At 67.6% G+C, this 26,168-nt stretch carries 23 protein-coding genes; 10 read left to right on the top strand and 13 right to left on the bottom strand.

Going from position 1 to position 26,168, the window contains the following annotated elements:
* Positions 1–454: 454 nt before the first annotated feature.
* Positions 455–1,150, bottom strand: a complete 696-nt coding sequence (locus VEA80_RS16000; protein WP_325061772.1) for a hypothetical protein — start codon at positions 1,148–1,150, stop codon at positions 455–457.
* A gap of 109 nt (positions 1,151–1,259) precedes the next feature.
* Here VEA80_RS16000 and VEA80_RS15995 point away from each other — a divergent pair, with 109 nt between their 5' ends.
* Genes VEA80_RS15995 through VEA80_RS15985 form a run of 3 tightly spaced genes read left to right on the top strand, consistent with a single transcriptional unit; the run spans position 1,260 to position 4,636 of the window.
* Positions 1,260–3,260, top strand: a complete 2,001-nt coding sequence (locus tag VEA80_RS15995; protein WP_325061771.1) for a S8 family serine peptidase — start codon at positions 1,260–1,262, stop codon at positions 3,258–3,260.
* Positions 3,257–3,727 carry a hypothetical protein gene (locus VEA80_RS15990; RefSeq protein WP_325061770.1) on the top strand — a complete coding sequence of 157 codons (471 nt, stop codon included), beginning with the start codon at positions 3,257–3,259 and terminating at the stop codon, positions 3,725–3,727. The genes VEA80_RS15995 and VEA80_RS15990 overlap by 4 nt, the downstream gene beginning before the upstream one ends.
* A gap of 9 nt (positions 3,728–3,736) precedes the next feature.
* Positions 3,737–4,636 (top strand): alpha/beta hydrolase, encoded by a 900-nt coding sequence (locus tag VEA80_RS15985; RefSeq protein ID WP_325061769.1) that lies wholly within the window; start codon positions 3,737–3,739, stop codon positions 4,634–4,636.
* A gap of 20 nt (positions 4,637–4,656) precedes the next feature.
* Here the strand turns inward: VEA80_RS15985 and VEA80_RS15980 are convergent, their stop codons facing one another.
* The gene (locus VEA80_RS15980) at positions 4,657–5,586 is read right to left on the bottom strand and encodes a sugar phosphate isomerase/epimerase family protein (RefSeq protein ID WP_325061768.1); all 930 of its coding nucleotides are present in this window, start codon (positions 5,584–5,586) and stop codon (positions 4,657–4,659) included.
* A 196-nt stretch (positions 5,587–5,782) separates the two neighbouring features.
* Positions 5,783–6,913 carry an iron-containing alcohol dehydrogenase gene (locus tag VEA80_RS15975; protein ID WP_325061767.1) on the bottom strand — a complete coding sequence of 377 codons (1,131 nt, stop codon included), beginning with the start codon at positions 6,911–6,913 and terminating at the stop codon, positions 5,783–5,785.
* A 90-nt stretch (positions 6,914–7,003) separates the two neighbouring features.
* Between VEA80_RS15975 and VEA80_RS15970 the strand changes: the two genes are divergently transcribed.
* On the top strand, positions 7,004–8,824 hold the full coding sequence (locus VEA80_RS15970; protein ID WP_325061766.1) for an ABC transporter ATP-binding protein: 1,821 nt from the start codon (positions 7,004–7,006) through the stop codon (positions 8,822–8,824).
* 9 nt (positions 8,825–8,833) lie between these two features.
* Here VEA80_RS15970 and VEA80_RS15965 read toward each other — a convergent pair whose 3' ends face one another.
* Entirely contained in the window at positions 8,834–9,466 is a 633-nt protein-coding gene (locus VEA80_RS15965; RefSeq protein WP_325061765.1) for a helix-turn-helix transcriptional regulator, read from the bottom strand.
* 112 nt (positions 9,467–9,578) lie between these two features.
* Here VEA80_RS15965 and VEA80_RS15960 point away from each other — a divergent pair, with 112 nt between their 5' ends.
* The 3 genes from VEA80_RS15960 (at position 9,579) to VEA80_RS15950 (ending at position 12,360) form a co-directional block, all read left to right on the top strand.
* Entirely contained in the window at positions 9,579–9,932 is a 354-nt protein-coding gene (locus VEA80_RS15960; RefSeq protein ID WP_325061764.1) for a hypothetical protein, read from the top strand.
* 6 nt (positions 9,933–9,938) lie between these two features.
* Positions 9,939–10,373, top strand: a complete 435-nt coding sequence (locus tag VEA80_RS15955; RefSeq protein WP_325061763.1) for a DUF2231 domain-containing protein — start codon at positions 9,939–9,941, stop codon at positions 10,371–10,373.
* A gap of 67 nt (positions 10,374–10,440) precedes the next feature.
* A complete protein-coding gene (locus VEA80_RS15950) occupies positions 10,441–12,360 on the top strand; it encodes a S9 family peptidase (protein ID WP_325061762.1) in 1,920 nt (639 codons plus the stop codon).
* 12 nt (positions 12,361–12,372) lie between these two features.
* Here the strand turns inward: VEA80_RS15950 and VEA80_RS15945 are convergent, their stop codons facing one another.
* The 3 genes from VEA80_RS15945 to VEA80_RS15935 are packed head-to-tail and all read right to left on the bottom strand — an operon-like array spanning position 12,373 to position 15,193.
* Positions 12,373–12,822 carry a host attachment protein gene (locus tag VEA80_RS15945; RefSeq protein WP_325061761.1) on the bottom strand — a complete coding sequence of 150 codons (450 nt, stop codon included), beginning with the start codon at positions 12,820–12,822 and terminating at the stop codon, positions 12,373–12,375.
* 52 nt (positions 12,823–12,874) lie between these two features.
* The gene (locus VEA80_RS15940; protein ID WP_325061760.1) at positions 12,875–14,095 is read right to left on the bottom strand and encodes a threonine ammonia-lyase; all 1,221 of its coding nucleotides are present in this window, start codon (positions 14,093–14,095) and stop codon (positions 12,875–12,877) included.
* Positions 14,096–14,137: 42 nt separating this feature from the next.
* A complete protein-coding gene (locus VEA80_RS15935) occupies positions 14,138–15,193 on the bottom strand; it encodes a GNAT family N-acetyltransferase (protein WP_325061759.1) in 1,056 nt (351 codons plus the stop codon).
* Positions 15,194–15,328: 135 nt separating this feature from the next.
* On the opposite strand from VEA80_RS15935, the gene VEA80_RS15930 reads away from it, so the two are divergent.
* The 3 genes from VEA80_RS15930 to argE are packed head-to-tail and all read left to right on the top strand — an operon-like array spanning position 15,329 to position 17,694.
* On the top strand, positions 15,329–16,000 hold the full coding sequence (locus tag VEA80_RS15930) for a glutathione S-transferase family protein (RefSeq protein WP_325061758.1): 672 nt from the start codon (positions 15,329–15,331) through the stop codon (positions 15,998–16,000).
* On the top strand, positions 15,997–16,542 hold the full coding sequence (locus VEA80_RS15925) for an FKBP-type peptidyl-prolyl cis-trans isomerase (protein WP_325061757.1): 546 nt from the start codon (positions 15,997–15,999) through the stop codon (positions 16,540–16,542). The genes VEA80_RS15930 and VEA80_RS15925 overlap by 4 nt, the downstream gene beginning before the upstream one ends.
* A complete protein-coding gene (gene argE / locus VEA80_RS15920; protein ID WP_325061756.1) occupies positions 16,543–17,694 on the top strand; it encodes an acetylornithine deacetylase in 1,152 nt (383 codons plus the stop codon).
* Between the two features lie 894 nt (positions 17,695–18,588).
* On the opposite strand, the gene VEA80_RS15915 is transcribed toward argE, so the two are convergent.
* From VEA80_RS15915 to VEA80_RS15890, 6 genes are all read right to left on the bottom strand, one after another.
* Positions 18,589–19,401, bottom strand: a complete 813-nt coding sequence (locus VEA80_RS15915) for a 3'(2'),5'-bisphosphate nucleotidase CysQ family protein (protein WP_325061755.1) — start codon at positions 19,399–19,401, stop codon at positions 18,589–18,591.
* Positions 19,402–19,591: 190 nt separating this feature from the next.
* Entirely contained in the window at positions 19,592–21,607 is a 2,016-nt protein-coding gene (locus VEA80_RS15910) for an NAD(+) synthase (protein ID WP_325061754.1), read from the bottom strand.
* 43 nt (positions 21,608–21,650) lie between these two features.
* The gene (locus VEA80_RS15905; RefSeq protein ID WP_325061753.1) at positions 21,651–21,878 is read right to left on the bottom strand and encodes a hypothetical protein; all 228 of its coding nucleotides are present in this window, start codon (positions 21,876–21,878) and stop codon (positions 21,651–21,653) included.
* 68 nt (positions 21,879–21,946) lie between these two features.
* A complete protein-coding gene (locus tag VEA80_RS15900) occupies positions 21,947–22,333 on the bottom strand; it encodes a YdbL family protein (RefSeq protein WP_325061752.1) in 387 nt (128 codons plus the stop codon).
* Positions 22,330–22,536, bottom strand: coding sequence for a YnbE family lipoprotein (locus VEA80_RS15895; protein WP_325061751.1), 207 nt, complete (start codon positions 22,534–22,536; stop codon positions 22,330–22,332). Before VEA80_RS15895 ends, VEA80_RS15900 begins: the two co-directional genes overlap by 4 nt.
* Positions 22,537–22,596: 60 nt before the next feature.
* Positions 22,597–26,016, bottom strand: a complete 3,420-nt coding sequence (locus tag VEA80_RS15890) for an intermembrane phospholipid transport protein YdbH family protein (protein WP_325061750.1) — start codon at positions 26,014–26,016, stop codon at positions 22,597–22,599.
* Positions 26,017–26,168: the final 152 nt, after the last annotated feature.

Genomic DNA, 26,168 nt, shown 5'->3' with positions numbered 1-26,168 from the left:
GAGAGGTGCAAGACACGGTCGGTGGGAGTTGCCGGCGGGGAGTGAAACCGTCGGGTCCAGGTGAACGGAACGCCTGCCCACAGCACCGGCGAATTGGGAATGGAGCTAAGCCCCGAGACGCCATCCGTCGATGGCGGGTTGCGTCGGAGCGGATACGGCCTGGTGTGAAGAGGCGCGTCCGCATTCCATCGTGCAGGAGGCGAGCTGTCGCAAGACGGCGTTCCACAACTCCTCGTCCCAGGCCGGGAAAAACGACCGGAAACCGGGGCGCGCGAAGCGCGCGGCGCGATGCAGAGATGCCTCGCGCACCCCTCGAGACTACTCAGCGCGGATCGCGCGCCCCGTCTCCCACTCGGGATTCGGTTGTCGGTTATCGGTTATCGGGATTGAGCGGCGTTGCCCCCGTTGCGCCGCGGACGACGCGCGTCCCGATAACTGAGTCCCGATAACCGAGTCATTCGCTTCCCCTGAACCGTCCGTCGCCCTCTTCTGTCACCAGCACCACGTTTGGATTCTCAGGCGCTTGATCTTCGAACAGTCCGATATCCAATTCCGCCTGCGGCTCCGGTCCGCGCAACGGCGCCAAGACGCGCTCGGCCAGCTCGACGCGTTCCGCCGGCGCAAGCGGCGCCGCAATGCCGGGCGCGTGCATCGGCCGCCAATAGGTGATGGCGCACGCGAACTTGCCCTCACGCTCGACGATCTCGCCGAGGCCGCTCGTCACCAGCTTGCCCCAGCGTTTCATCAATTGCTTGTGGTCGACGTAGAGATTAGGCAGCACTTCGCGCGCGAGTTCGGCCGGCGCCTCGAGCAGTGCGCGCGCTTCTTCCGGTGTGCGCGCGCGCCCGAGCGGTTTCTTCGCCGCCGCTTCGCCGGTGCGCGCGACCGGCGCTGGCGGCGCGGGCCGCCAATAGCGCATGCTCACGCGCCAAGCGCCGTCGCGCCAGAGCAATTCGTAGAGGCCCGAGCCGTAGAGCTCCGGAACCGCCTGCTCGGCGGCGTCCGGCGTTTCGAACGCGTCCGGCAATTCCTCGACGGCGAGGAATACCGGCCCGCCCGCAAGCGTGGTCGCCTCGTCCTCGGTGCGGGCGCGCGGCGCATCCGGCGCCCGCGCCTGCGTGAGGTTCGCCGCAAGAGGGAAAATGCTCATTTGCCGGCCGTTCGGCCTTCTCCACGGGCCGCCGCCGACATCGCCTTGTCATCGGGGAGGGCCAAGCTAAGACAAGGTAGTTTCGGCTAAAATGGGTGGGGAGCCAAGCATGTCGCATCGTCGCTGGAGCCTGGCCGCACTCGTGCTCGCCCCGCTCCTGGCGTTGGGCGCCTGCGATCAGATCGGCAAGGTGTTCGATCGCGGCGACCAGCAAGCGGGTCCAGGCCCGGTCGCGCTCAACCAAGTGCCGCTCGAAGCCCGCGCGCTCGCCGGTGCGGTGCAGCCGCAGGATCAGATCGCGGCCCTGCTGGCGCCCGAGCCGGTGCTGATCGCGCCCGGCCAGGTCCTGATCGGCGCGCGCGTCGAGCAGGAATTGGCGGAAAGCGCGAGCGAAATGGGTCTCGCCAGCAATTTCGTGCGCTCGCTGCGCGCGCAGGGCGCCGATGCGCTCGAACAGCTGCCGGAGAACATGGTCGAGGAAGTGCGCGCCCGCGCGGAGGCGGAAGCGTCCGAAGCCGCCCGCATCGCCGCGCGCGATGTGCTGGGACGCCTTGGCGTCGACGGCGAAGTGCAGGTGCGCCCGGGCGGCGTCGTCACCGTCAGTCTCGCCGGCGCCGGCGCGAGCCCGACCTCGCTACGCTATGCGCAGCAAGCCGGCGAAGCGGCGGCGCAGGCGCCTTCGGCGATCGAGTGGAACGAGGCCGACCGCTGCCCGCGCATCGTCACCCAGCGCCAGCTCGAAACCGACATCGCGCTGGCGACGCGCTGCGCCATCCAGCGGCTGCAGGCGTCGCGCCAGTTCGAATACGCCGAACCCAACTATATCGCCGATCCCGGCTTCGACTGGCCGCCGCGGCGCAATCCGCAGCAGCAACAACAGCAGCCCGGCACGCAACCGCCGCAGCAGCCGCGCGCGCCTGCGCCGGCGCAGACTCCGATCGGCGGCGCGCCGAACGATCCGCTCTATGCGCTGCAATGGCACTATCGGCCGCGCGGGACCGGCGAGGGCCAGTCCGCCGGCGGCGCCGGCTTCCTCACCTTCTGGGAGGCCAGCCAAGTCGGTTCGCGCGAAGTGCGTGTCGCCGTGCTCGATACGGGCGTCGATCTGAACCATCCCGATATCGTTGCGTCGGGCAATGTCGTCTCCGGCGTCGACATGATCGCCAATCCTGAGCGCGGCGGCGACAATGACGGCGTCGACGGCGATGCGCAGGATGCCGGCGATCGCTGCGGCGCGGCGGCGGAGAACTCGTACCACGGCACACACGTCGCCGGCACGATCGGCGCGGCGGCGACCAACGATCGCGTCGGCGTCGCCGGCGGCGCGTGGAACGTCACCGTCATTCCCGTGCGCGTGCTGGGGCGCTGCGGCGGCGAACTCGCCGACATCGTCTCCGGCATACGCTGGGCCGCCGGGGTGGCGCCGGCGCTCAACGCGGCGGGCCAGCAGATCGTCAACCGCGATCCGGCCGACATCATCAATATGAGCCTAACGATCCAGGCGCCGTGCCCGGCCTCGATGCAGGCGGCGATCGATGCGGCCGTCGCGAACAACGTGATCGTCGTCGTCGCGGCCGGCAACAAAGCCAACCAGACGCGGCTCTATGCGCCGGCGAACTGCAACAACGTCGTCGTCGTCGGCGCCAGCGACGCGCGCGGCGGCCTGGCCTTCTACTCGAACTTCGGCCCCGAAGTGGATCTGCTCGCGCCCGGCGGCGACGTGTTCTCGGATGCAGACGGCGACGGCCGCCCGGACGGCGTGCTCTCCACCCGCGCGACCGCGACCGGCTGCTACGATCCGCTGAACCAGAACTCGACCGAGCGCTGCTATTATTCGTTCCTGCAAGGCACCTCGATGGCCGCGCCGCACGTCTCGGCGGCGCTGGCGCTGCTCGCTTCGCAATCCGGCCTGCGCGGGCGCGAACTGGAGGACGCGCTTTTCAGACGCGCCATCAGCGGCCATGGCGCGGAGTTCGGCCAGATCGAGTGCGCCCGCTCACGCAACGCGACGCCCCTCAGCACGGGCGCGACGACCTGCGCGCGCCCGAGCGGGCGAGGGGCGCTCGACCTTGCGCTCGCGGCGCGCACCATCGCGCCGGCCGCGCCATGAAGACCGAGGCGCTGCGCACCTGGGGCATCGCCGTCACCGCCGCGCTGATGGCTGCGGCGCTCGCCGTAACGGCGCAACCGGCGCCGCCGCAGCGCGCATCCGCCGCCGCGCCCGCCGGCGGCTTCGAAGTCGCCCAGGCGCAGCCGCACGCGCAGCCCCTCGCGTTCCTCGTCCGGTTCCGCGGTTCCGGCCCGATCGCGCGTGCGCAGGCTCTGGCCGCGCGCGGGCGGGTCGCCGCGGCGCAGCGTCAGGTCGAGATTCAGCTTCGCCGGCAAAGCGATTTCGCCGGGCTCTGCTTCGACCGCTTCACCGCGGGCGGCGCCGAGATCGTGCTGCGCACCTGCGCCGCCATCGTGGCGAGCGAACGCGCCAGCGTGCAGCAGCGTTGGCTAGCGCGGTTGCGGGCCATGCGCGCGGTCGATTATGTCGACGCCAACGCCACGGCGAGTCGCACCGCGCCGGGCTAGGAGAACGCCATGGATGCCGGCGCGCCCGTCTCGATCGGCGGCTATGAAGAGCGGATCGTCGAGACCATCGATGGCCTGACCATCTACGCCCGCGACTACCCGCCGCTTCTGCCGGAAACCGGCCTGCCGGTAATCTGCCTGCACGGGCTCACGCGCAACTCGCGCGACTTCGAGATCGTCGCCCCGCGCATCGCCGCCCTGGGCCGGCGCGTCGTCGCCGCCGACATGCGCGGCCGCGGCAAGAGCGCCAACGACCCCGATCCGGCCCACTACGTGCCCGCCGTCTACGCCCAGGACGTGCTCGCGCTGATGGACAAGCTCGAGATCGCCAAAGCCGTGTTCATCGGCACCTCGATGGGCGGCCTCATCACCATGGTGGTGGCCGCGCTGGCGCCGGACCGCGTCGCCGCTTCGGTGCTGAACGATGTCGGGCCGAAGCTGAACGCCGCCGGGCTTTCGCGCATCGCCGGCTATGTCGGCCACGTGCAGCCGGTGGGCTCCTGGGCCGAGGCGGCCGAAGCGATCAAGGCGACCAACGGGACGGCGTTTCCGGAGCGCGCCGACGACGAGCGCTTCTGGCTTGCGTTCGCGCGGCGCACCTTCCGCGAGCGTGACGACGGCCAGCTCGAACTCGATTACGATCCGCACATCGCGCTCGCCTTCGTCGATTTCGACGAAGACGCGCCGCCGCCCGATCTCACGCCGATCTTCGCCGCGCTGGCGCAGAAGCCGATGCTCTCAGTGCGGGGCGCGCTTTCCGATCTGTTCGGCGATGACGTGGTGGCGATGATGCGCGCGCAGAAGCCGGAGCTCGAGGCGGTCACGATCGAAGGAGTTGGCCACGCGCCGATGCTCGACGAACCCGAAGCTTGGGACGCGGTGCTGAGCTTTCTGGCGAAGGTCGACTAACGCCAGAGCGCCGACGGCGGTCAGGAGGCGACCGCCGCCGGCTCGCGCTGCAGCCGTTCGAGCAGCGCCTTGCAGGCCTTTACGCCATCGGCTTCGCTCATGCGATCGCCCTCGTATTCGATGCCGATATGGCCGCGATAGTTCGCGCGTTTGACGATGCCGACCAGGCGCTGGAAGTCGAGCGTGGTTTCGCGGCCGTCGGCGCCGAAGTCGTAGCACTTGGCGCTGACGGCGCGCGCCATAGGCATCATCTGCGCGATCTCGTCGTATCGGTCGCCCTCGGCGGCGGTGAAGTTGCCCCAGTCCGGCAGCGTGCCGATGCGCGGATGGTCCGCGCGCGCGACGACTTCCCTGAGCCAGGATGCGTCGCTCGAGAGCCCGTAATGGTTTTCGATCAGCACGTCGAGGCCGTGCAGATTGGCCCATTCGGCCAGACCGCGCACACCGTCCGCCACACGCGCGGTTTGATCCTCGCGAGCGCCGGCGCTGTCGGCGCGGATGCAGATCGAGTGGCAGCCGAGATAGGCCGCCATGTCCAGCCACTTCAAATGGCGCGAGACGATGGCGCGCCGCTTCTTTGGGTTCGGATGGCCGATCGCGCCTTCGGCGCCGCAGGTGACAACGAGGCCGCGCACGCCTTCGCCTTCGGCGCGCGTCCTGAGTTCGCGCAGATAGCGGGCGCTGCGCACATACGGGGCGTAGAAGTAGCCGATGTACTCAACCGCGCCGAGACCGAACTCGCGCCGCGCCACAACCGGAAAGTCGAGCGCGGCGAGGCCAACGCCGCGCGGCGATTCCGAAAGCTTGAGCTTGTCGCGGACGAAATGCGCGCACGTCCGCAGCGCGCGCGGCAGCTTGCGTCCGAGCAGACGCCGGTGCAGCGACCATTGAGACAACGAGATGAGATAGGGCAGCGCTTCCGCCGCCATACCCATGCCGTCGGCGATCACGACGCGCCAAGCGCGCGGCGGTGTGCGTCCTGCATTGAAGACCCCTGATGGCGGCGCAGCCCGCCGGGACGTCAGACGTTGTCAGAACCGATCTTGTTGCACAGTATTGTGACGAAAATTACCGCCACGGGGGAGAATCTCCAGGCACGGGAGCGGCGCCTGCGCGCGTTCGTCCAAAAAGCGAACAACTGGCGCGCTAAAGCGCCCGTTTGAACAGCTCGCGGTATTTGTCCGCATCAAATGGTATGGCGTTGCTGAGCGTGGCGATGTCACTCACGGCGTAATCGATCGCGCCTTCGCCGTGCTCGGCCGTCACGCCCATGGCGCCGAGGTTAGGAGGCAGGCCGATGCGAGCGTTGAGGTCGAGGATGTAGCGCGCCAGGTCGGCGCCCGGTTCGAGCCAAAGCGCGCGGCGGATGCGCGCGAGCTTTTCCTCGACCTCGCCGGCTTCGGCGATCATCGCCAGCGAGTGCGGCAGGATCACAGCGTTGAGCGTGCCGTGGTGGAGCTTGAGTTCGTGAATGCGGCCGAGCGCGTGCGAAAGCCCGTGCACGGCGCCGAGCCCCTTCGCGAACGCGAGCGCGCCCTCGAACGAGCCCATCATCATGTGCCAGCGCGCGTCGCGGTCCTGCCCATTCTTCACCGCGCGCTCGAGCCATTTGCCGATGCGCTCGGCGCCATCGAGGCCGATCGCTTCGGCCGGCGGATGCACCACCGGCGTCAGCACCGCTTCGATGCAATGGGTCATCGCGTCCATCCCGGTGGCGGCCGTGAGCAGCGGCGGCAATCCGAGCGTCAGCTCCGGATCGCAGACCGCCGCGACGGGCACGAGGAACGGCGAGACGAACGTCTCTTTCATGCCGTTGTCGAGAATGACGACGGCGCCCGGTGAGACTTCGCTGCCGGTGCCTGCGGTGGTCGGCACGGCGATCAGCGGCGGAATCCGAGTGATGAACTTCATGCCCCGCTTGGAGCCGCCGAGCCGCTCGAATGGTCCCTCATGGGTGACCATGAGGCCCACGGCCTTGGCGAGGTCCATCGAGGAGCCGCCGCCAAAGGCGATGATCCCGTCCGCGCCGGATGATCGGTACGCTTCAGCCGCTTTCGCCGACGCGCTCTCGGTCGGATTCGCCGGCGTCTCAGCGAACACGCCCGCAGGCGGCTCGCCGAGGGCCGAAAGCAGCGTGTCGAGCAGGCCGTTCGCCTTGAGCCCCGGATCGGTCACCACGAACGGCCGGCTAACGCCGTGCGCCTTCAGCACTTTCGGCAGCTGCGCCAGCGCGCCGAAGTCGAACGTGCATTGGGTGAGGTAATTCATCTGGGCCATGGGTCGCTCCGTCGCGCTTTTGTCCCATAGCCGCAACGGGACCGCTACCGGGAATGGACATCTGAATCGTCGCGGCTAGTCTCCGCCGCCATGACTGAATCTGTTCTGGAAATCTCCAACCTCGCCGTCACCTTCGACACGCCGGACGGCGAGGTGGAGGCGGTGAAGGGCGTGTCGCTCGCGATCGCCAGAGGCGAGTGTCTCGGCATCGTCGGCGAGAGCGGCTCCGGCAAGAGCCAGACATTCCTGTCAGCCTTCGGCCTCACCTCGGAGAACGCCCGTGTCGTTGGCTCGGTGAAGTTTCAGGGCCGCGAAGTGCTGGGGCTGCCGCGGCGTGAACTCGACAAGTTTCGCGGCCGTCACGTCGCCTTCGTCTTCCAGGATCCCCTGACGGCGCTGACACCACATCTCACCGTCGAGAGCCAGATGGGCGAGGTGCTGGCGCACCATTTCGACGTCAAGGGCGAAGCGGCGCGGCGGCGCGCGATCGAATGGCTCGAGCGCGTGCGGATTCCCGAGGCGGAGCGGCGGCTCTCGCAATATCCGCACGAACTCTCCGGCGGCATGCGCCAGCGGGTTATGATCGCAATGGCGATGATGGCCGAGCCCGAACTCCTGGTCGCCGACGAGCCGACAACGGCTCTCGACGCCACGGTGCAGGCGCAAGTGCTCGATCTGATCGAGGATCTGCGCAAGGACACGCACGCCGCCGTGGCTCTGATCACGCACGACATGGGCGTCATCGCCCGCATGGCCCAGCGCGTCGCGGTGATGCGTCGGGGCGAAGTGGTGGAGACCGGCGCGGTCGACGAGATCTACGCCGCGCCCAAGGCGGATTACACGCGCATGCTGCTGAAAGCCGTGCCGCGCATCGACGGCGATCGTTACGTTGCGCTGCCGCAGCCGGATTCCGGCGCGCCGATCCTGAAGGTCGACGACGTGCGCGTGACGTTCCCGGTCAGGATCAAGGACAGGTCTCTGTTCGGCAAGACCAAGCCCCTGCGCGCGGTCGACGGCGTCAGCTTCTCGCTGCAGGCCGGCGAGACTCTGGGCATCGTCGGCGAAAGCGGTTGCGGCAAGTCGACGCTCGCGCGCGCCGTGGTGCAGCTCCTACCGCGCAACGCGGGCGAGGTGACCTTCCTGGGCCGCAACCTGTTGCCGAGCGAGCGCGAAGCGATCCGCCAGTCGCGCAAGGACCTGCAGATCGTCTTCCAGGATCCGCTCGCCAGTCTCGATCCGCGTATGACTCTGGGCGCTTCTATCGCCGAGCCGTTGCTGGCGTTCGCGCCGGAGCTCAACCGCGAGCAGCGGGAAGAGCGCGTGAAGGAGATGATGAAGCAGGTCGGCCTCGATCCCGAGCTGATCAACCGCTATCCGCACGAACTCTCCGGCGGCCAGAACCAGCGCGTCGGTGTGGCGCGGGCGATGATCCTGAAGCCGAAGCTGGTCGTTTGCGACGAGGCGGTGTCGGCGCTCGACGTTTCGATTCAAGCGCAAATCCTGAAGCTGCTCGCGCAGCTCCAGGCCGAGTTCAACACCAGCTTCCTGTTCATCAGCCACGACCTCGCCGTAGTGCGCGAGATTTCGCACAACGTGCTCGTGCTCTATCTCGGCCGCGCCGTGGAATACGGACCGGCAGAAGTGATCCTGCGCGATCCACGCCATCCCTATACGCGAGCGCTGCTCGCCGCGGCGCCGACACCCGATCCCGATCTCGCCCGCAGCAAGCCGCGCGTCCGGTTGGTGGGCGATCTGCCGAGCCCGCTCGACACCCGCGCGCCGCTGCGATTCCTGAAGTCGCGCGTCATCGACAGTCCCGACGCGGTGCAGTACCGGCCGCAATGGATCGAGATCGCGCCGGGACATTTCGTGGCCGAGCACGATCCGACGGAAGCATCAGCGGCGGCTTGACGCCAAGCGTCAGCTGTCCTTCGGCGCGAGACAAAACACACAGGCGTTGTCGCCCCGCGCCATGCACGCGCGGTGCTCGACGCGTGCGTCCGTGATCGTTTCTATGAGCGACAAGTCGAGTGCGCAGACGCTGGGATTGCGCCGCGCCAATTCGTGAAAGACGCAATTGAGCGCTTCGATTGACGGCGTCGCGTCCTCCCGCACGGAGGATTGATAGCCGAGTTCGCGCATCACTTCCGCCGCCGCACGCGCGCGTTCCGAAAGGTTGCCGGCGCCGACCTTGGCCCTCGTTTGCGCGCCGAGTTGTGAACCCAGGCTGCGCAGCTCGCGCTCGGCCTCGGCGCCGCCAAGCCGTTGGGTCAGCGATTCCAGCAGCAATCGCGCCATCAAGTCATACTGTTTCGGAAAAAGGGCCAACCCCCGGTCCGTGAGCGCATAGCGCCGGCCCGGACGTCCGCCGGTGGACAACGCCAGCGGTCCGCCGGCGATAAGCCGATCGCGCTCGAGCGCGCTCACATGTTCGCGCACCGCCGAGCGCGTGATGCCGAGCGACGACGCCATTTGATCGATCGTCAGTCCGTCCTTTTGCTGCAGGAGCAGGTTGAGGAGGTCCCTTTGGCGCTGTCCGAACGCGTCGAGCATGAGCCTTCCTAGCCTTTGCGCCGGTCCGCGGACCAGGAGATATGACACTTTCGACGGAAAAAACTTTACAAAGTACGTTGAACAGCTAGCGTCCTACTCGAGGGAGGAAGGCATGTTGGTCTATTCGATCGTCCTGTTCGTTCTGGCGGCGGTGGTGGGGATTTATCTCGCGAGCCGCGTGCTTGCCGGCCAGCTTCCGCCCTGGCCGGCGGCCATCTTGCACGGCTTGTTCGCGGCTTCCGGCTTGGCGCTTCTGCTTTACACCGCGTTCCTGACAGGCGGCGCGCCAGCGCAGCCGGTGCTGATCGGCGCGATCCTGCTGGTCGTCGCCGCGCTCGGCGGCTTCGTCATGGTCAGCTTTCACGCCCAGAAGAAACCTCCGCCGAAGGCGCTGGCGATCATCCACGCGCTGGCTGCGGTCACAGGCGTGGGAGCAGTGGCGGCGTCCGCGTTTGGTCTGGTCTGAACGCACATGCGTTTGCACCCGCTGCATCCGATGCTGGTGCATCTGCCGTTGGCCGGCTGGGTGCTGACACCGCTCTGCGACGCAGCTGCGGCCGCGGTGGGGGAGGATTTTTTCTCGCAAGCGGCCGCGCTGATGGCGGCGGTCGGCGTCGTCGGCGGCGCGATCGCCGCAATGGCGGGCGCCCTTGACTACGAGCGCGCGCACCGCCGCGCGCCGAAGCTCGTGTTGGCGCACGCAAGCCTCATGGGCGCGGCGTGGACGCTCGCGGCGGGCGGCCTGTTCGGACGCTTGACCGCCGACTATGCGGTGCTGACGCCGCCGCCGGCTTGGGCTGTCGCCTGCAGCGCAGCGGCGCTTGCCTCGATGCTCCTCGGCGCATGGTGCGGCGGCGAGCTCGTTTACGGTCGCGGCGTCAACGTGCGGGCCCTAGAGGACAGTTGATCGCAGGGATGTTGGCGCGAGGCTGACGCCGCGCTAGCGATATCGGCTGAACCTCGGGGGACCATCCATGCGCTTTGTCCTTGTCGCCGCCGCGTTTGCGGCGCTTGCCGTATCAGCCTCCGCACAAACCGCGCCGCAGCGCGAGGAGCGCGGCGCGCTGCGGGTGGAAAACGTCCCGGTGACGCCGCCGGACGTGTCGGAACGGCTGCGGCAATATGTGAACACGCGCAGCGCCGGCTTCGCCGACTGGCTGCCGGGCGGCGGCATGCTGATCTACACGCGTTTCGGCGACACCGTGCAGCTGCACCGAGTCGACCAGCCGATGGGCGCGCGCAGCCAGCTCACCTTCTACGAAGAGCGCATCACCGGCGCCGCGGTGAAGCCGGGCGCGAGCGATATCCTGTTCACGCGCGATGTCGGCGGCGATGAGAACTACGCCGGCTACATGCTCGATGTCGGAACCGGCCGCGCCCGCCAGCTGACCGAGCCGGGCACGCGCAACGAAGGCTTCATCTGGAGCGACGACGGCGAACAGATCGCCTGGGCCTATGTGCCGAACACCGAGCCCAATTACGACATCTACGTCGGTGATCCGGACAATGCGGAGGCGCGCCGGCGCGTCTATGACGGCGAAGGCGCGGTCTATCCCGCCGATTTCAGCGCCGACGGCGCAAAGCTCCTGCTGCAGCGTTATATCTCGATCGCCGAAAGTCATCTTTATGTGCTCGACGTCGCGACCAACGAGATCACGCGCATCACTCCGGAGCTGACCGTTTCCTACAGCGGCGGCGAATTCACGCCGGACGGCCGCTCCATCATCACGCTGTCCGACGAGGATTCGCAATTCCAGCGCCTCGTTCGCATCGATCTCGCCAGCGGTCAGCGTTCTGTGCTGACGCCCGATCTCGGCTGGGGCGTCGAGAGCTTCGATCTCTCCCCGGACGGACGCACGATTGCCTACGTTGTGAACGAGGCCGGGCGTTCGTCGCTGCGCCTCATGGATGCGCGCAGCCTGCGTGCGTTGCCCGCGCCCGAACTGCCGCCGGGCATCGTCGGCGGCGTCACGTTCGATCGCGACGGCCGGCGCATCGGCTTTACGCTGAACAGCGCCACCGCGCCGGGCGATGTTTATTCCTGGGATCTGCGCCAGCGGCGGCTGACGCGCTGGACCGCGAGCGAGACCGGCGGCATTCCGCAATCGACCTTCATAGATCCCGAATTGATCAGCTGGCGCTCGTTCGATGGTCGCGAGATTTCCGGCTTCCTCTATCGCCCGCGCACGCCGGGGCCGCACCCTGTGATCGTCCAAATTCACGGCGGTCCGGAATCGCAGTTCCGGCCCGGCTTCTCGTCGACGATCCAATACTGGGTGAACGAGCTCGGCGTCGCCGTGATCGCGCCGAACGTGCGCGGCTCGGACGGCTACGGGAAGGATTTCCTCGCCTTGGACAACGGACCGCTGCGCGAGAACTCAGTGCGCGACATCGGCGCGTTGCTCGACTGGATCGAGGCCGAAAACACCCTCGATGATGAGCGCGTCATCGTCTATGGCGGCTCCTACGGCGGATACATGGTGCTCGCCTCGATGACGCACTACAATGATCGCCTCGCCGGCGCGGTCGACATCGTCGGCATCTCTAATTTCGCGACCTTTCTGGAGAACACGTCGGGCTATCGCCGCGATCTGCGCCGCGCCGAATATGGCGACGAGCGCAATCCGGAAATGCGCGCCGTATTCGACCGAATTTCGCCGCTGAACAATATCAATCGCGTCAACAAGCCGATCTTCGTCATTCATGGCTACAACGATCCGCGGGTGCCGGTCTCGGAGGCGGAGCAGGTCTACGCTGCCGTCCGCGGCAATGGGGGCGAGGCGTGGCTGATGATCGCCATGAACGAAGGTCACGGCTTCGCTCGGCGCGAGAACCAGGAGGCGCAACGCGAAGCGGAGACGCTGTTCTTCCGGCGGGTGCTGCAGCTGGAATAGCGTACGCTCGGGCTAGTGCCGCAGCAGCTCCTGCAGCCGTTCGCGCAGGCGCGGCGTTTCTTCGTCGACCAGATCCTTCGGCGTGGTGGCGCAGATTCTATTCTGGGTGTTCGTCGGCAGCATGCTGCGCAGCATGCCGAGCGCGCGGGGCGGGGCGGCGATGACGAGATGCTCGAACTGGTTGTTCTTGTCGGCCTCCCCGACGCGTTCGGCCACGCGTTTCAGGAACTTCTCTTCTTCGGCTTCGTGTAGGTTACGGCCCTTGTCCCAGGCGTGACGGCCAGGGCCGACGCGGTTCGAGTTCCGCGGCGGGCGGTCCTGCGGGTCGTAGAGTTCGTCCGCGCCGATCTCCATCGCGAGGTCCGGGCGCTCCTCCAAAGGGGCGCCGCGGCGTTGTTCGACCAGCACGCGGGCTCTACGCCCGTCCGCGACCAGCATCCAAGCGGTTCCGTTTTCAAGCATGTGGGGGATCTCCTGGCTAGCCAACGCCGCCGCGGGAGACCCGTTCCAGCGTTTAAAGGCGGCGCGCCTCGTACCCCGCGGCCGTCAGCGCGGCGATGATTTCGGCGGTATGCCGCGCGTCGCGCGTTTCGATTTCGATGTCGAATTCGACGCCCTTTATCGGCGCGTCGAGCGTCATGCGGTGGTGCTCCACTTGCAGGATGTTGCCGCCATGATCGCCGATGATGCGGGTGACGGTGGCGAGAATGCCGGGCCGGTCGTCTCCGATGAAGCGCAGCACCGAGATGCGGCCTTCGCGCACCAGCGAACGCTCGAGCACGGACGCGAGCAGGCGCGTGTCGATATTGCCGCCGGAGAGCATGATGCCGACCTTCGCGCCTTTGAACGCGTCCGGCCTCGCCAGCAACGCCGCGAGCGTCGCCGCGCCAGCGCCCTCGGCGACGGTCTTCTCGGCGGTCACGTAAAGCGCGATCGCCTGCTCGAAGCCGGGCTCGTCGATCAGCACGATCTCGTCGATCAGAGGTCGCGCCAGCGCGAACGGCAGATCGCCCACGGCCTTGACGGCAATGCCTTCAGCGATGGTCTGGCCGCTGGCCTTGCATTTCTCGCCCGCGCTGCGGGCGTTGAACGACGGATACATCGCCGCCTCGACGCCGATGATGCGGATGTCCGGCTTCATCGCCTTCGCTGCGATCGCCATGCCGGCGATCAACCCGCCGCCGCCGATTGGAATGACCAACGCGTCCAGGTCGGGCGCATCCTCGAGCATCTCCAACGCCGCCGTGCCTTGGCCGGCGATCACCGCCGCGTCATCAAACGGATGCACGAACACGAAATTGCGTTCGTCGCGCAGTTTGAGCGCGTGCGCGTAGGCGTCATCGAAGGTGTCGCCTTCAATGACGATGGCGGCGCCCCGGGCGCGGGTCTGTTCGACTTTTACGTGCGGGGTGCCGCGGGGCATCACGATCGTCGCGGGGATGCCGAGCGCCTGGGCGTGGTGCGCCAGCGCCTGAGCGTGGTTGCCGGCCGAGGCGCAGATGACGCCGCGGCTCTTCTCGTCGCCGCTGAGCTGGAGCAGGCGGTTGAGCGCGCCGCGTTCCTTGAAGGCGCCGGTCAGCTGCTGGTTCTCGTACTTGACCCAGACATCGAGCCCGGTCGCTTTCGACAGCGTGCGCGAATGATGCATCGGCGTCCGCTCGACGCGGCCGGCGAGGCGCTTGGCGGCGGCGCGGATGTCGTCGATGGTGACGGTGGCAGTGCTGCGGTCGGACATGGGCGCGCGGACCTTATGGTCAAGAGCGGTGCGGTTCAACGCTCACGCCGCGAGCGCGCGCATTAAGTCGATCCGGCGCATGGCTTTGCCTGGCAGAGCGGCCAAGCGCTTGTGCGGCAGGCGCTCGATTTGGGATCGCAGCACGTTTTGGCTTTCCCGGAAGGCGCCTGAGAGCGAGCCGCCGCTGACGACGCCCCATTCGAGGCTGCGTTGCGTCGTCGAAAGCTGGCGCTTGTACTGATAATCGCCCGGCCCGAAATCGACTTCGGCAATGCCGTGATCGGCGGCCCAGCCGATGATGCGGCGCGCAAGCAGGACGCCGGGCGAGCAGGAATCGTAGCCGCTGTCGTGCGCGACGATCCAGAAGTGCAGCACCTTGGCGCTGCGCAGGCAGAAGGCGGCCGCGGCGAGCTGATCTTGCGCCGAGAGCGTGAACAGAGCGCCGCTGAACGACGGCGCCTGGGCGGCAAAGCAACGCTCCAGCGTTTCACGCACCCACGGCGTCGCCCAGATCTCAGGCTGGCCGCTGCGCTTCAGCTGCGTGTTCTTCCAGTTCAGCAGCGTCTCGAAGTCGATGCGCTCGCGCGAGCAGGCGCGGAACTCGATCGGGCCGCGCTCGCGTTCGAGCTTGCGCGCCTTCTTGTCGGTCTGGCGCACGAACTCGGCCCGCCGCTGCTTCAGAGCGGCCTCGTAAAGCTCGCGCGCGCCGTGCGTTTCGGCGATCCAGGAGCCTTCGGCGCCGGCGGGTTTGAACAGCGCCTGGCCGGCGGGGGTGTGGCTCAAATCGATGCGGCCGACACGGAGGGCGCGGCAGAGCGCGGCGCTTTCGATCTGAATGTCTTCCGCGGCGACCAGGCCCTGATAGTCGGCGATCGGCGCGCCGAGGCCCATGGCAGCGAACCGGGACATGCGCTGCGCAGCGAAGTAGCCCTGCCCGTCATCGATGATGCAGACGCGTGCGTCCTTGCGCGCCGCGCCGACGATCTGCGCCCAGTCGGGCGTGAGATACGGGCTCAGCGTGCCGGGGCGCTGGTGTGTGCGCCAGCGCTCGATGTCAGCCGCGCCTAGTTCATAGGGGTGTATCGTTTCGAGACGCACGAATCCGCCTTGCTCCGCTCGCCTGGCGCGAGAAGCAAGGCTCGGGCCCGGATTGGCGTTGACTGCGAAAGGCGGAACCGAGGCTCGCGGCGCCGCGGCTTGATCTAGCGCCCGGCCTCTGAAACAAGCGCGGCCATGCCCACGCCTGTTCTTCATATCGGCAACAAGAATTATTCGTCCTGGTCGATGCGCCCTTGGCTGGCGTTGAAGTGGGGCGGGATACCGTTTCAGGAACACATCATTCCGCTGGGCGGAGAGGGCTACGGCCGTTCCGAGATCAAGGAAGTGCGGGCGGTTTCGCCAAGCGGACGGGTGCCGGCGCTGCATATCGGCGACGCCGTGATTCATGAAAGCATCGCCATCTGCGAGTGGGCCGCCGAGCAGTCGCCGAATTTGTGGCCGGCCGATCCGATCGTGCGGGCGCAAGCGCGCGCGGTCGCCGCCGAGATGCACGCGGGCTTTTTCGCGCTGCGGCGCGACATGTCGTGCAACGTGCGCCGGCGGCTCGCGCGGGAGCCGGACTGGCCGGAGGATACGCGCAAGGACCTGGAGCGTTTGTTCGAGCTCTGGGCGGGCTTGCGGGTGCGGTTCGGCGGCGAGGGCCAGTTCCTGTTCGGCCCGCGCAGCATCGCCGATGCGATGTTCGCGCCGGTCTGCACCCGGCTGCGCACCTACGCCGTGAAAGCGCCGCAAGCGGCGCAGAGCTATTGCGCGGCGGTGTTCGCCGATCCTGTCTTCAAGGATTGGGAGCAGGCGGCGGAAGCCGAACCTTGGACGATCGAGCAAACGGAAGCCCTCTACCGATGATGAGATTGATCTTGGCCGCCGCCGCGCTCGCGCTCGCGGCCTGCGGTGAACGAGAGAGCGGCGTGGTGGCCGAGATCGAGCGCGCCGAAAAGGAAGAGGCGCAAGCGGCCGAGCAAGCGTCGGCCGAAAGCGCGACGTTCCTGGATCGCGTGCGCGCGCAGCCGGGCGTCGAGGCGCGCCCCTCCGGCTTGCTGATCGAACGCCGCGCCCGCGGCGCCAACCAGTCGCTGCCGCGGCCGAGCGAAGAGGCGGCGGTGCTGGTGCATTACGAAGGACGGCTCGCGGACGGCACGGTGTTCGATTCCTCGTTCGAGCGCGGCGAGCCGGCGCAGTTTCCGCTGCAGGCGGTCGTGCCTGGGTTCAGCGAGGCGATCACGCAGATGCGACCTGGCGATGAGATCGTGGCGACGTTTCCGATGGAGCTGGGCTATGGGCCCGAAGGGCGACCGCCGGTGATTCCGCCCGCTGCGCCGCTGCAATTCCGCATCGTGCTGCTGGCGTTCCAGGAGCCGGGCGGACAAATCGTCGAGGCGCCGCGCTAAGTGAGCGAGACCGCCGCGACGCTCGATGTGCTGGCGCGGCTGATCGCGTTCGATACGACCTCGCGCAATTCCAATCTGGCGCTGATCACGTGGGTGGAAGATTATCTCAGCGCGCGCGGCGTCGCCGCGCGGCGCGTGGCGAACGCGGATGGGACCAAGGCCAATCTCTACGCGACGATCGGGCCGGAGGTCGGCGGCGGCGTCGTGCTCTCGGGACATACCGACGTGGTGCCGGTCGACGGTCAGCCGTGGACGAGCGACCCTTGGGTGCTGAGCGAGCGCGGCGGCAAACTCTATGGCCGCGGCGTCGCGGACATGAAGAGCTTCGTGGCGCTGGCTTTGGCGCATGTCGATGCGATGCTTGCCGCGCCGCTGAGGCGGCCGGTGATTATGGCGTTCTCGTATGACGAAGAGATCGGCTGTCTCGGCGCGCCGTCGATGATCGCCGAGCTGGCGGCGCTGCCGCAGCGGCCGAGCGCCGTGATCGTCGGCGAGCCGACATCGATGAAGGTCGTCTCCGCGCACAAGGGCGTGCGCTCGTTTCTGGTCGAAGTGATCGGCCGCGAGGCGCATTCGAGTTTGCCGGATCAGGGCGTCTCCGCGGTGATGGAGGCGCTGAAGCTGATGCGGCTCGTCGCCGAAATGGCGGAGGAGGCGCGCAGCGTCGCGCATGCGCATTTCTCGCCGCCGGGGCCGACGATGACGATCGGACGCGTCGAAGGCGGCACGGCGGCGAACATATTGGCGCGACGGTGCGAATTCGTGTGGGACCTGCGCTGTCCGGAGCAGGCTGAAGGCGATGCGATCGAGGCGCGGTTTCGCGCCGCGGCGGAACAGCTCGACGCCGAGATCAAAGCGCGCGCGCCGGAAGGCGGCGTTACGATCACGCGACGCTCGAATACGCCGGGGCTGGCGATCGCGCGCGACAGCGAAGCCGAAGCGCTGGCGCGGGCGTTGACCGGCGACAACGAAACGCGCGCGGTCGCTTATGCGGCGGAAGCCGGGCTGTTTCAGCGCGCCGGCATTCCGGCGGTGATCTGCGGTCCCGGTTCGATCGAGCAAGCGCATCAGCCGGACGAATGGATCGAGCTGGCGCAAATCGAAGAAGGCGTGGCATTCATGCGGCGTTTGGTGCATCGGTTGAGCGTTTAGGCAGTGGGCAGTTGGCAGTAGGCAATAGGCGCGTTGGCGCGCCGGCGGACGCCGGTGCTCGAAAATTCCTACTGCCTACTGCCCACTGCCTACTGCCCCTAATGAGAGGCGGGGCGCGTCGGACGCGCTGAGGTAGTCTCTAGTGTGCGCTGCCTGTCGCCAGACAACGCTGCGCGTCGAACGCGCCCCGTGATCGGCCGTTATTCCCGGATTGGCGACCAGGAGTTGTTGGCTCACCAGCATGGAAAGCATGCAGGGGCCTTGGCTCCTTATGGCCACGAGCCGGTTCAGCGCGTCAGAGTCTTCCGAAAAACTCTGGACCCTGCGGTTTCACGCCCCGCAGGCAATGCAGACCTCGTTCGCTTCGCCCTACGGACCTGGAAAGCGTCGACCCTCTCTCAAGGGCCCTCTCGACATTCCACGTCCGCGGACTTCCTCAACGATGGGCATCACGTCGGTTTCTTTGTGGACCGGTGCGCCTTCGTGTTTTTTTACCACGGCGACACAACGGATTTCACAGCGATCACAACGCTCTTTCTTCCATCGAAGCGACGTCTGCCGCGCCGGTCGATGCGCTCACATTTCAAAGCTTCGGAGCTCTTCGAAATCCTCTCGTGTGAGAGCAAGGGCATTATACGCCAGCTCTGGCGCTGTCGGATTGATTTTTGCGCGGGCGTTGATCGGATTGGAGTTTTGCCCGGAAACATGGGGGATAGAGCGTGCATCTATCCAACAACACACCGTCATCCCGGACGCGCGGAGCGCGATCCGGGACCCAGGGGCGAGCGGCAGTGCGTTTGCCCCTAGGTCCCGGCTCTACGGCGCTTCGCGCCTGCGGCCGGGATGACGGCAGTTATTGTAGTGGACGCCGGCGCTAGCGCTGCGTTGCTCAGCTTACGTCAGCGCGGCGAGGGCGGCTTCGCGGGCGGCGTCGTTGGCGTAGGCGACGAAGCCGCGGATGAGGAAGCCGCCGGCGCGGTCGCCGTAGATGAGCGGGGCGCCGTCGAGGCGCATGATGCCGCCGCCCGCAGCGTTGAGAATGGCGTGGCCGGCGGCGGCGTCCCATTCGCTGACTTCGCCGAAGCGCGGATAAAGATCGGCGGCGCCTTCGGCGATGCGGCAGAACTTGATCGACGAGCTTGCATGCGCCGGCACGCCTTCGAGCGCGCCGATGAAACCGGCGGTCTTCACGTCACGGCCCGAATTCTCGGAGGCGATGATGCGCCAGGGCCGCGTCGCCGCCGTGTTGGCGACCATTGGCGCGAACGGCTTGACGATTTCGGCCGTGTGCGGATCGCAGCGCGCGGTGCGCGCGGCGTTCGGTTCGCCGGCGAACATTTCGCCGCTCGCCGGCGCGTAGACAACGCCCAACGTGGGCAAACCGTTTTCGATCAGCGCGATGTTGACGGTGAATTCGTCGCCGCCTTTGGCGAAGCCCTTGGTGCCGTCGAGCGGATCGACGCAGAACCAGCGATCGCCGCATTCGGGGATGCGGCCTTCGGCGACGGCTTCTTCGCCGATCATGGGAACGTTCGGCGCGAGCTCACGCAGGCCCTGTTCGATGATCGCTTCGGCGCGCTGGTCGGCGATGGTGACGAGCGAGCCGTCGAGCTTGGTCTGCGCTTCGAAACCGGCTTCGCGCACGGCGTTTATTTCTCGCCCGGCGGCGAGCGCGAGGGCGATGAGGGAGTCGAGTTGCACGCTCATGCGCCTCTCTCCGCGAGCGAAAGGCATCCCGTCATCCTGGGGCGCGCATAGCGCGAGCCCAGGATCCAGGGGCCTACGCCGGGTCGCTTCCCCCTGGATCCTGGGCTCTCAGCTGCGCTGAGCCCCAGGATGACGGTGTTGTGCGCGGGAGCGAAGATCATGCTGGCGCGATAACGCACGCGCGGCGGCGCTAGTCCAGCGCTTCAGGCGTATTTTGCTTCAGTTCCGCCAGCCATGCGGCGGCGCTGGCGTCGCTCGGCATGCGCCAATCGCCGCGCGGGGAGAGGGCGCCGCCAGAGACGATCTTCGGCCCGTTCGGCAAGGCGCTGCGTTTGTACTGATTGGCGAAGAAGCGGGTGATGAAGACTTCGAGCCAATGCTTCAAAGTGACGTAGTCGTATTTTTCGCGCCAGGCGTTCCAGGCGAGGTAGAGCACTTTGCTGGGCGCGAGGCCGAAGCGGGTGATCCAATAGAGATTGAAGTCCTGCAGCTCGTAGGGGCCGACCACGGCTTGCGTGCTCTGCGGCGTTTCGCCGGGGATGAGTTCGGGGCTGATCTCGCCTTCGAGCACGCGGATGAGCGTTTTCGAGACTTCGGCGTCGAAGATGTGCTTGTCGGCGACCCAACGGATCAGGTGCTGGATCAACGTCTTCGGCGCGCCGCCATTGACGTTGTAGTGGCTCATGTGATCGCCGACGCCGTAGGTGCACCAGCCGAGCGCGAGTTCTGAAAGATCGCCGGTGCCCACGACGAAGCCGCCTTCGGTGTTGGCGAGGCGGAAGAGGTAATCGGTGCGGAGGCCCGCTTGCACGTTTTCGTAGGCGACGTCGTAGACCGGCTCGCCGCGGGCGGCGGGATGGTTCAGGTCTTCGAGCATACGCTGCGCCAGCGGCGCGATCGAGACTTCGCGCGCGTCGACGCCGAGCGCGTTCATCAGCGCCCAGGCGTAGGACTTGGTGGCGTCGCTGGTGGCGAAGCCCGGCATGGTGACGCCGACAATGTTCTTGCGCGGCAGGCCGAGAAGATCGAAGGCGCGGGCGATGACGATGAGCGCGTGGGTGGAATCGAGGCCGCCGGAGACGCCGATGACGACGCGTTTGCTGCGTGTGGTTTCGATGCGTTTGGCGAGGCCGGAGACTTGAACGTTGTAGGCTTCGTAGCAATCGCGGTCGCGCTTGGCCGGATCGTCCGGCACGAACGGAAAGCGATCGATCGCGCGCTTCAGCGGCGTAGGCTCGGCCGCCGCGTTCAGCTCGAATGGAATGCGCGCCCAGATGCCAAGGCCGTCTTGCAGCGGCGCGGCCGCATCGCGGAATGTGCCGTTGCGCAGCCGCTCTTGCGCTATGCGCGCGACGTCGATGTCGGCAGTCACAAGCTGAGGTTCGCGGGCAAAGCGTTCGCCTTCGGCGATCTTCTCGCCCATCTCGTAGGCGATGACCTGACCGTCCCAAGCCAGATCAGTGGTGCTTTCGCCACGGCCAGCCGCTGCGAAGACATAGGCCGCGATTGCTCGGCGCGATTGGGAGTCGCACAGCACGGCGCGGTCCTCGGACTTGCCGATGACGATGTTCGAGGCCGAGAGATTGAAGAGGATGTTGGCGCCCGCCATCGCACCGTAGGTGGAGGGCGGAATGGGCGCCCAGAAGTCCTCGCAAATCTCGACATGGAAGCTGAAGTTCGGCGCTTCCGTCGCGGTGAAGATCGTCTCCTCGGTGAAGCTGACGATTTCGCCGCAGAGTTGGATCACGCCGACATTGGTGTCGCGCGCGCTCGAGAAATGACGTTTCTCGTAGTACTCGCGATAGTTCGGCAGATAACTCTTTGGGACGACGCCGAGAATCTTGCCGCGATGAATGACGACGGCGCAGTTGAACAGAGCGCCGCGCACCCGGAGCGGCGCCCCGACGATGAGGATCGGGAAAAGCGTCTTGCTGGCTTCCTTGAGCCGGGCGATCTGCGCTTCGGCGGCGTCGAGCAATGCGTCCTGCAGCAGGAGATCGTCAATGGCGTAGCCGGTGAGCGAGAGTTCGGGCGTCAAGAGGGCGGCGGCGCGTTCGGCGTCGGCCTCGCGCCAGAACTTCAGGATGGCGTCGGCGTTGGCGGCGGGATCGGCGGGCGCAACCACCGGCGCGCAGGCGGCGACGCGCACGAAGCCGTGCGCGTAGAGGGAGTCGAAACGTTTGCCGGAAGCTTTGCGGGGCGCCATCGGGAAGAGCCTACCACATTATGCTCCGCCCGACCATAAACGCTCAGTGCGGATCGCGGTCGATCTCGATGCGGTCGTCGTAGCCTTTGCGCGCCGAGTAGAACACGAGCGCCATCAGGCCGCCGCCTACCGCTAGCGAAATCACGGTGCCCAAGGTTAACGCGATCCAGCCGTGAATGCTCATGGCCGAGGCGTCCCAGCCGGTCAGCGCGCCGAACATCACGATGGCGAGAATGCCGCCCAGCGACAGCGTGAGCAGGAAGACCTTCATGCGACAAATATGGTCCGCGCCGTCATGAGCGCCCACGCGCTACGGCGCCGCGCGGCGATTTGGCGCCGCTAGCTGCAGAAGGGCGGCATCACCACCGGCTGCGTCGCCGTGCGCTGGCGCCATTGGCCGTTGGCGTCGCGATAGCGCTCGCCGACGCCGATGCGGCTTTCGAACACTTCGCAAGCGACGGCGGCGGCCATCTCGTTGACGGAGACGTTCCGCTCGGCGGCGCGGCGCGTGTAGAGCTGGCGGCGCTGGATGTTGTTGGCCTCGACGCGGCCGCGCAGCGTGGCGGAGATGTTAGCGCCGGGGACGAAGCCGAGATAGCCGTCGGCCTGTTCGCCGATCAGGCCGGCGTCGACCGCCTGGTTCAAGGTCGCGTCCTGCGCCATCGCCGGCGCAACGAGCGCCAAAGTCGCGGCGGTCAAAGCGGCTGCTGCAAGTGCGCGGATCATGGGGTCGTGCCTCCGAACAGGTCGGTGTTGTTTTCCAGGAGCTCTTCGGCGTCGCGTTCGAGACGGACGATCACTTCCTGGCGGATGTTGACGTTGAGATTGATCTCGATCGGGTCCTCGGGGGCCTGAATCTGAACCGGGATGCAGGCCGCCAACGCGGTCGCCGCGCCTAGGCTCGAAAGCAGCAGTGCTTGCGTGCGCATGAGGAACTCCGTGCTGCCGGGTTTAGCGGCGCCCAGCTGAATGGGCTCTGAAGCGGCCACTTATTCTGTCCCGGGCGCATCCGGGTCAACCGGTTCCTCGTCCTCGTCGTTCCGGCGCTGATTGATCAGGGCGCCGGGGTCGGTGATCGTCGCGGCGGTCTGCGCCAGGCGACGGAAGGGGGCGGTGACGCGGACGTTGAACTCGAACGGCACGCCGCGGACCTGGACCTCGCCGAGGCCGGGAATGATCGGCCCGAGATTGACGGGGCGGCCGGCGTTGCGGCCGGTGAACTCGATCGAAGAGACGACGTCGCCGTTCAGATCGCCGTCGAGCGTCAGCGACAGCGTGTCATAGCGGAAGCTGCGCAGCGCTTCGAAGGCGATGCGCGACACGCCGGTGGCGCTCTGGCCGGCGTTGCCGGTGTAGGAGATCGTGCCGCCTTCACCCTGGGCGCGGACGACGCCGCCTTCGACGAAGGCGCTGCGGCGCGTCAGGATGAGCGGGAACGAGCCTTCGAGACGCCCGGTCGCCTGCAGGTCGGGCACGTTGAGGGTGTCCAGGAGGCTTGCAGCGTCGACATCACGCAGCGCCAGTTCGAAGCGGGTTTCGTCCGACCCGAGCGTGATCGTGTTGGGCCGCATCGAGAGGATGCCGGAAGCGAAGTCGAACTCCGCCTGTTCGATGGCGACGCGCTGCTCGCTCATCAGTTGGAAGCGCACGCGGCCGTTGGTGACGGCGACGCCCGGATTGAGCAGGCCGACATTGAGCATTTGCCCGGGCGGCGTCGTCAGCGCGAACAGGTCGTCGAAGAAAACTTCGCCATTCACATTTTCGACGATCGGAATGGTCGCGGTCGCGAGCGAGACGCCGTTGAGCCGCACGCGGCCGGTGCTGGTGATGGCGTCGCGCGTCCAAGCGATGTCGCCGACGATATCGGCGCTACCGGTCACGTTCTCGACGAAGCCGCGGGTGCGCTCGGTGATGTCGTAGGGCTGGAGGTTGGGGCCGAAGGTGAGATCGGCCGCGACGATGCGCGCCGTTCCCGTGCCCGGGTCCATCAGGTGCTGCGCAGTGAAACTGGCCAGCTGCCGCTCTTGCGCCTGCAGCAGGATCGCGCCGTTCGCATCGACAACGCCTTGGCTCAGGACGGCGTCGACATTGACTAGGCGCAGCGGATTGAAGAGCGGGCGCTCGTCTTCGCTCGCCGGACGATTGGCGGTGAGCAGCGCCTCGGCGGCGACGATGCGGACGACAAGGTCGTCGTCCTCGTCGGGCGCGGCGGACCACGTTCCCTCGATGGCCGACACCGAGCCGGGCAGGGTCGGATCGGCGAGCGTGCCGGCGACGAAACCGCCTTCGACGCGCCAACTGTCGGCGATGTGGGCGTTCGCGGTGATGCGCTGCATGCGCAAGGCGAGCGTGCGGTCCTGGTCCATCGCGATGGTGAGCGCGGGCGCTTGGGCGGCCACCGCCAAAGTCACATCGCCGGAGCGGCCGCTGAAGCGGCCGATCACGTCCGCGGCGCTGACGCGCGCGGGCTGGCCGCGCGGACCTGCGAGGCGCCCGTTCAGTGCGAGTTGGCGGACGGAGAAGCCGCCGGTGAGGTTGTCGTAGCGGTCGGCGGCGATCAGCGCGCCGCCAAGCGGGCAGAGCGAGAAGCGGCCGCCGGCGAAAGAGAGGCCGGCGACGTCGAGCCCGCCGAGGGCGACCGGGAGGCAGCCGCGCTCCTGGGTGACGCGCCAGCCGTCGCCCCACGAGATCGCGAGATCGAGCGCGGCGACGAGGTCGCGCACTTCGCCGTCGCCGAGCGGCCCGGTTATGCGCGCGGGGCCGCGCAAGTCGACGCGGCCGGCGCCGTCGGGGAGAACCGAGATGCTGACGCCGAGCTCCTCGGCGACGATGCTCGCACTGCCGGCGCGCCAGTTGGCGAGCGAGAGCGTGCCATCGGCTTCGAACGGCGCCTCGGCGGACGAACTGAGCGTATCGAGCAGCAGCGCCGCGGTCGGCGCGCCGCCGCCGGAGAGTTCAAGCGCCACGGCGCCGTGCAGGCGCGGGCCGGGCCATTGCAGCACGAGGCCCGGCGTGTCGCGCCGGAGCGGCGACAAACGCAGCAGCGCGCCGGTCGCGGCGCGCGCTTCGGCGGGCGCGACGAGGCTGAGTCGCACGCCTCCGGAGTCCTCGCCAATGATGATGGGCGCGGAGAGCGTGAAATTGTCGGCGGCGGCGTCGAGCGCATTGCGGGCGCGCTCGAAGGTCGGGTCGATCGGCGCGCCGTCGACATCCGGCAGCGCATCGCGGAGCGAATCTTGCGCTTCGGCGTCGAGTGCGGTGCGGGCCATGGTTACGAGCGCATCGCCGCTCACTGCGCCCTCGCTGTCGATGAAGAGTCGCCCTGCGGCGGCCGGCTGCTGCGAGATGAGGCCGACGCCGTCGAAGCGCGCGCCGCCGAGCGACCAGCGCGCGCGGGCGCCGGCGCCGGTGCTTTCGGCTTCGGCGGCGAAGCGCGGGCGCTGCAGGCTGACGTCCTCGAGCCGCAGCGTTTGCGCGTCGGCGGTCGCGTTCGCGCGCCAGACGGCGATTTCCAGCGCGTCCTCGCGCATCGCGGCTTCGCCGTTCAATCCGCCGGCGAGTTGCGTTGCGTCCACGGAGGCGGCGTTGAGCGCGACGATGCGCCAGGCGATCTCGCCGTCGATGCGGCCAAGATCGAGCGGCGTGCGCGCCAGCGCGAGCACGCGCGCGTTCTCGACGTCGGCGCCATCCCACACAAGATGCGCAACTTGCGCGGAGAAGCGCAGCGCGATGGTGTCGTCGTTGGAGACGACCACGAGTTCGGCGCCGCCGCGGTCGAGGGCGTAGTTTTCGCCCGGGCGCGACGTCTCATTGATGAGTGCGGTGGCGGTGAAGTTTTCGCCGATCCGGCCGTTGGCGCGAAACGCGCCGTTGACCGTGCCGAAGGGCGCTTCGAGCAGGAGCGTCCCATCGACCACCTGGAGCAGGACGGGCGGGATTGAGAGACGTTCGCGGCTGGGCGTGGGCCCGCCGATGCGGTCGAGTGCGCCGGCCGAGAGGCGGCCTTGCCGATCCAGGCGCAGCCGCAGCAGCGGTTCGGTGATCCGCACCGCCTCGAGCTCGGGCGCGAGCCCGCGCCAGCGCCAGCGCGCTTCGAGCCGGGCGATCGCGGCGTCAGGGGCGGTTTCGGCGCCGAAACGGAGGTCGGTGAGGGTGAGCCCGTTCAAGTCGAGGCTGGCGACCTGGAAGTCCGCCTCGGCGCCGCGCTCGGCGAGGGCTGCGCCAATCATGAAATGGGCGAGAGGCAGGCGGGCGAGCCAGAGGCCCAGGATCACCAGGAAGGTCGAGACCGCGAGCGCGGCAAGCGCCGTCGCCCAGCCGATAAGATACCGGCGGGGGCGGGGCGGTTCCGCAGGCGTCTGTGGCGCCTGGTCTTGACTCGCAACGGCCTGGTTAGACCTATGTGCCATAATCCTTCGCTTGGCGTGGTCCTTGCTGGTCTGGACGCTCCCCGTCGGAGGGCTTCCAGGACCCCTGGAATGACGTCACTTCAGTTTCCGGCTGGATAACCAAACAGCTGAAAACGCTTGTCGGGCCTATGTTTTTCCCCTGGGCCGACAGT

Source organism: Vitreimonas sp., assembly GCF_035627415.1.
Lineage (GTDB): Bacteria > Pseudomonadota > Alphaproteobacteria > Caulobacterales > Aquidulcibacteraceae > Vitreimonas.
The sequence above is the reverse complement of the archived record's forward strand: the minus strand, read 5'-3'. Positions and strand labels throughout refer to the sequence as shown.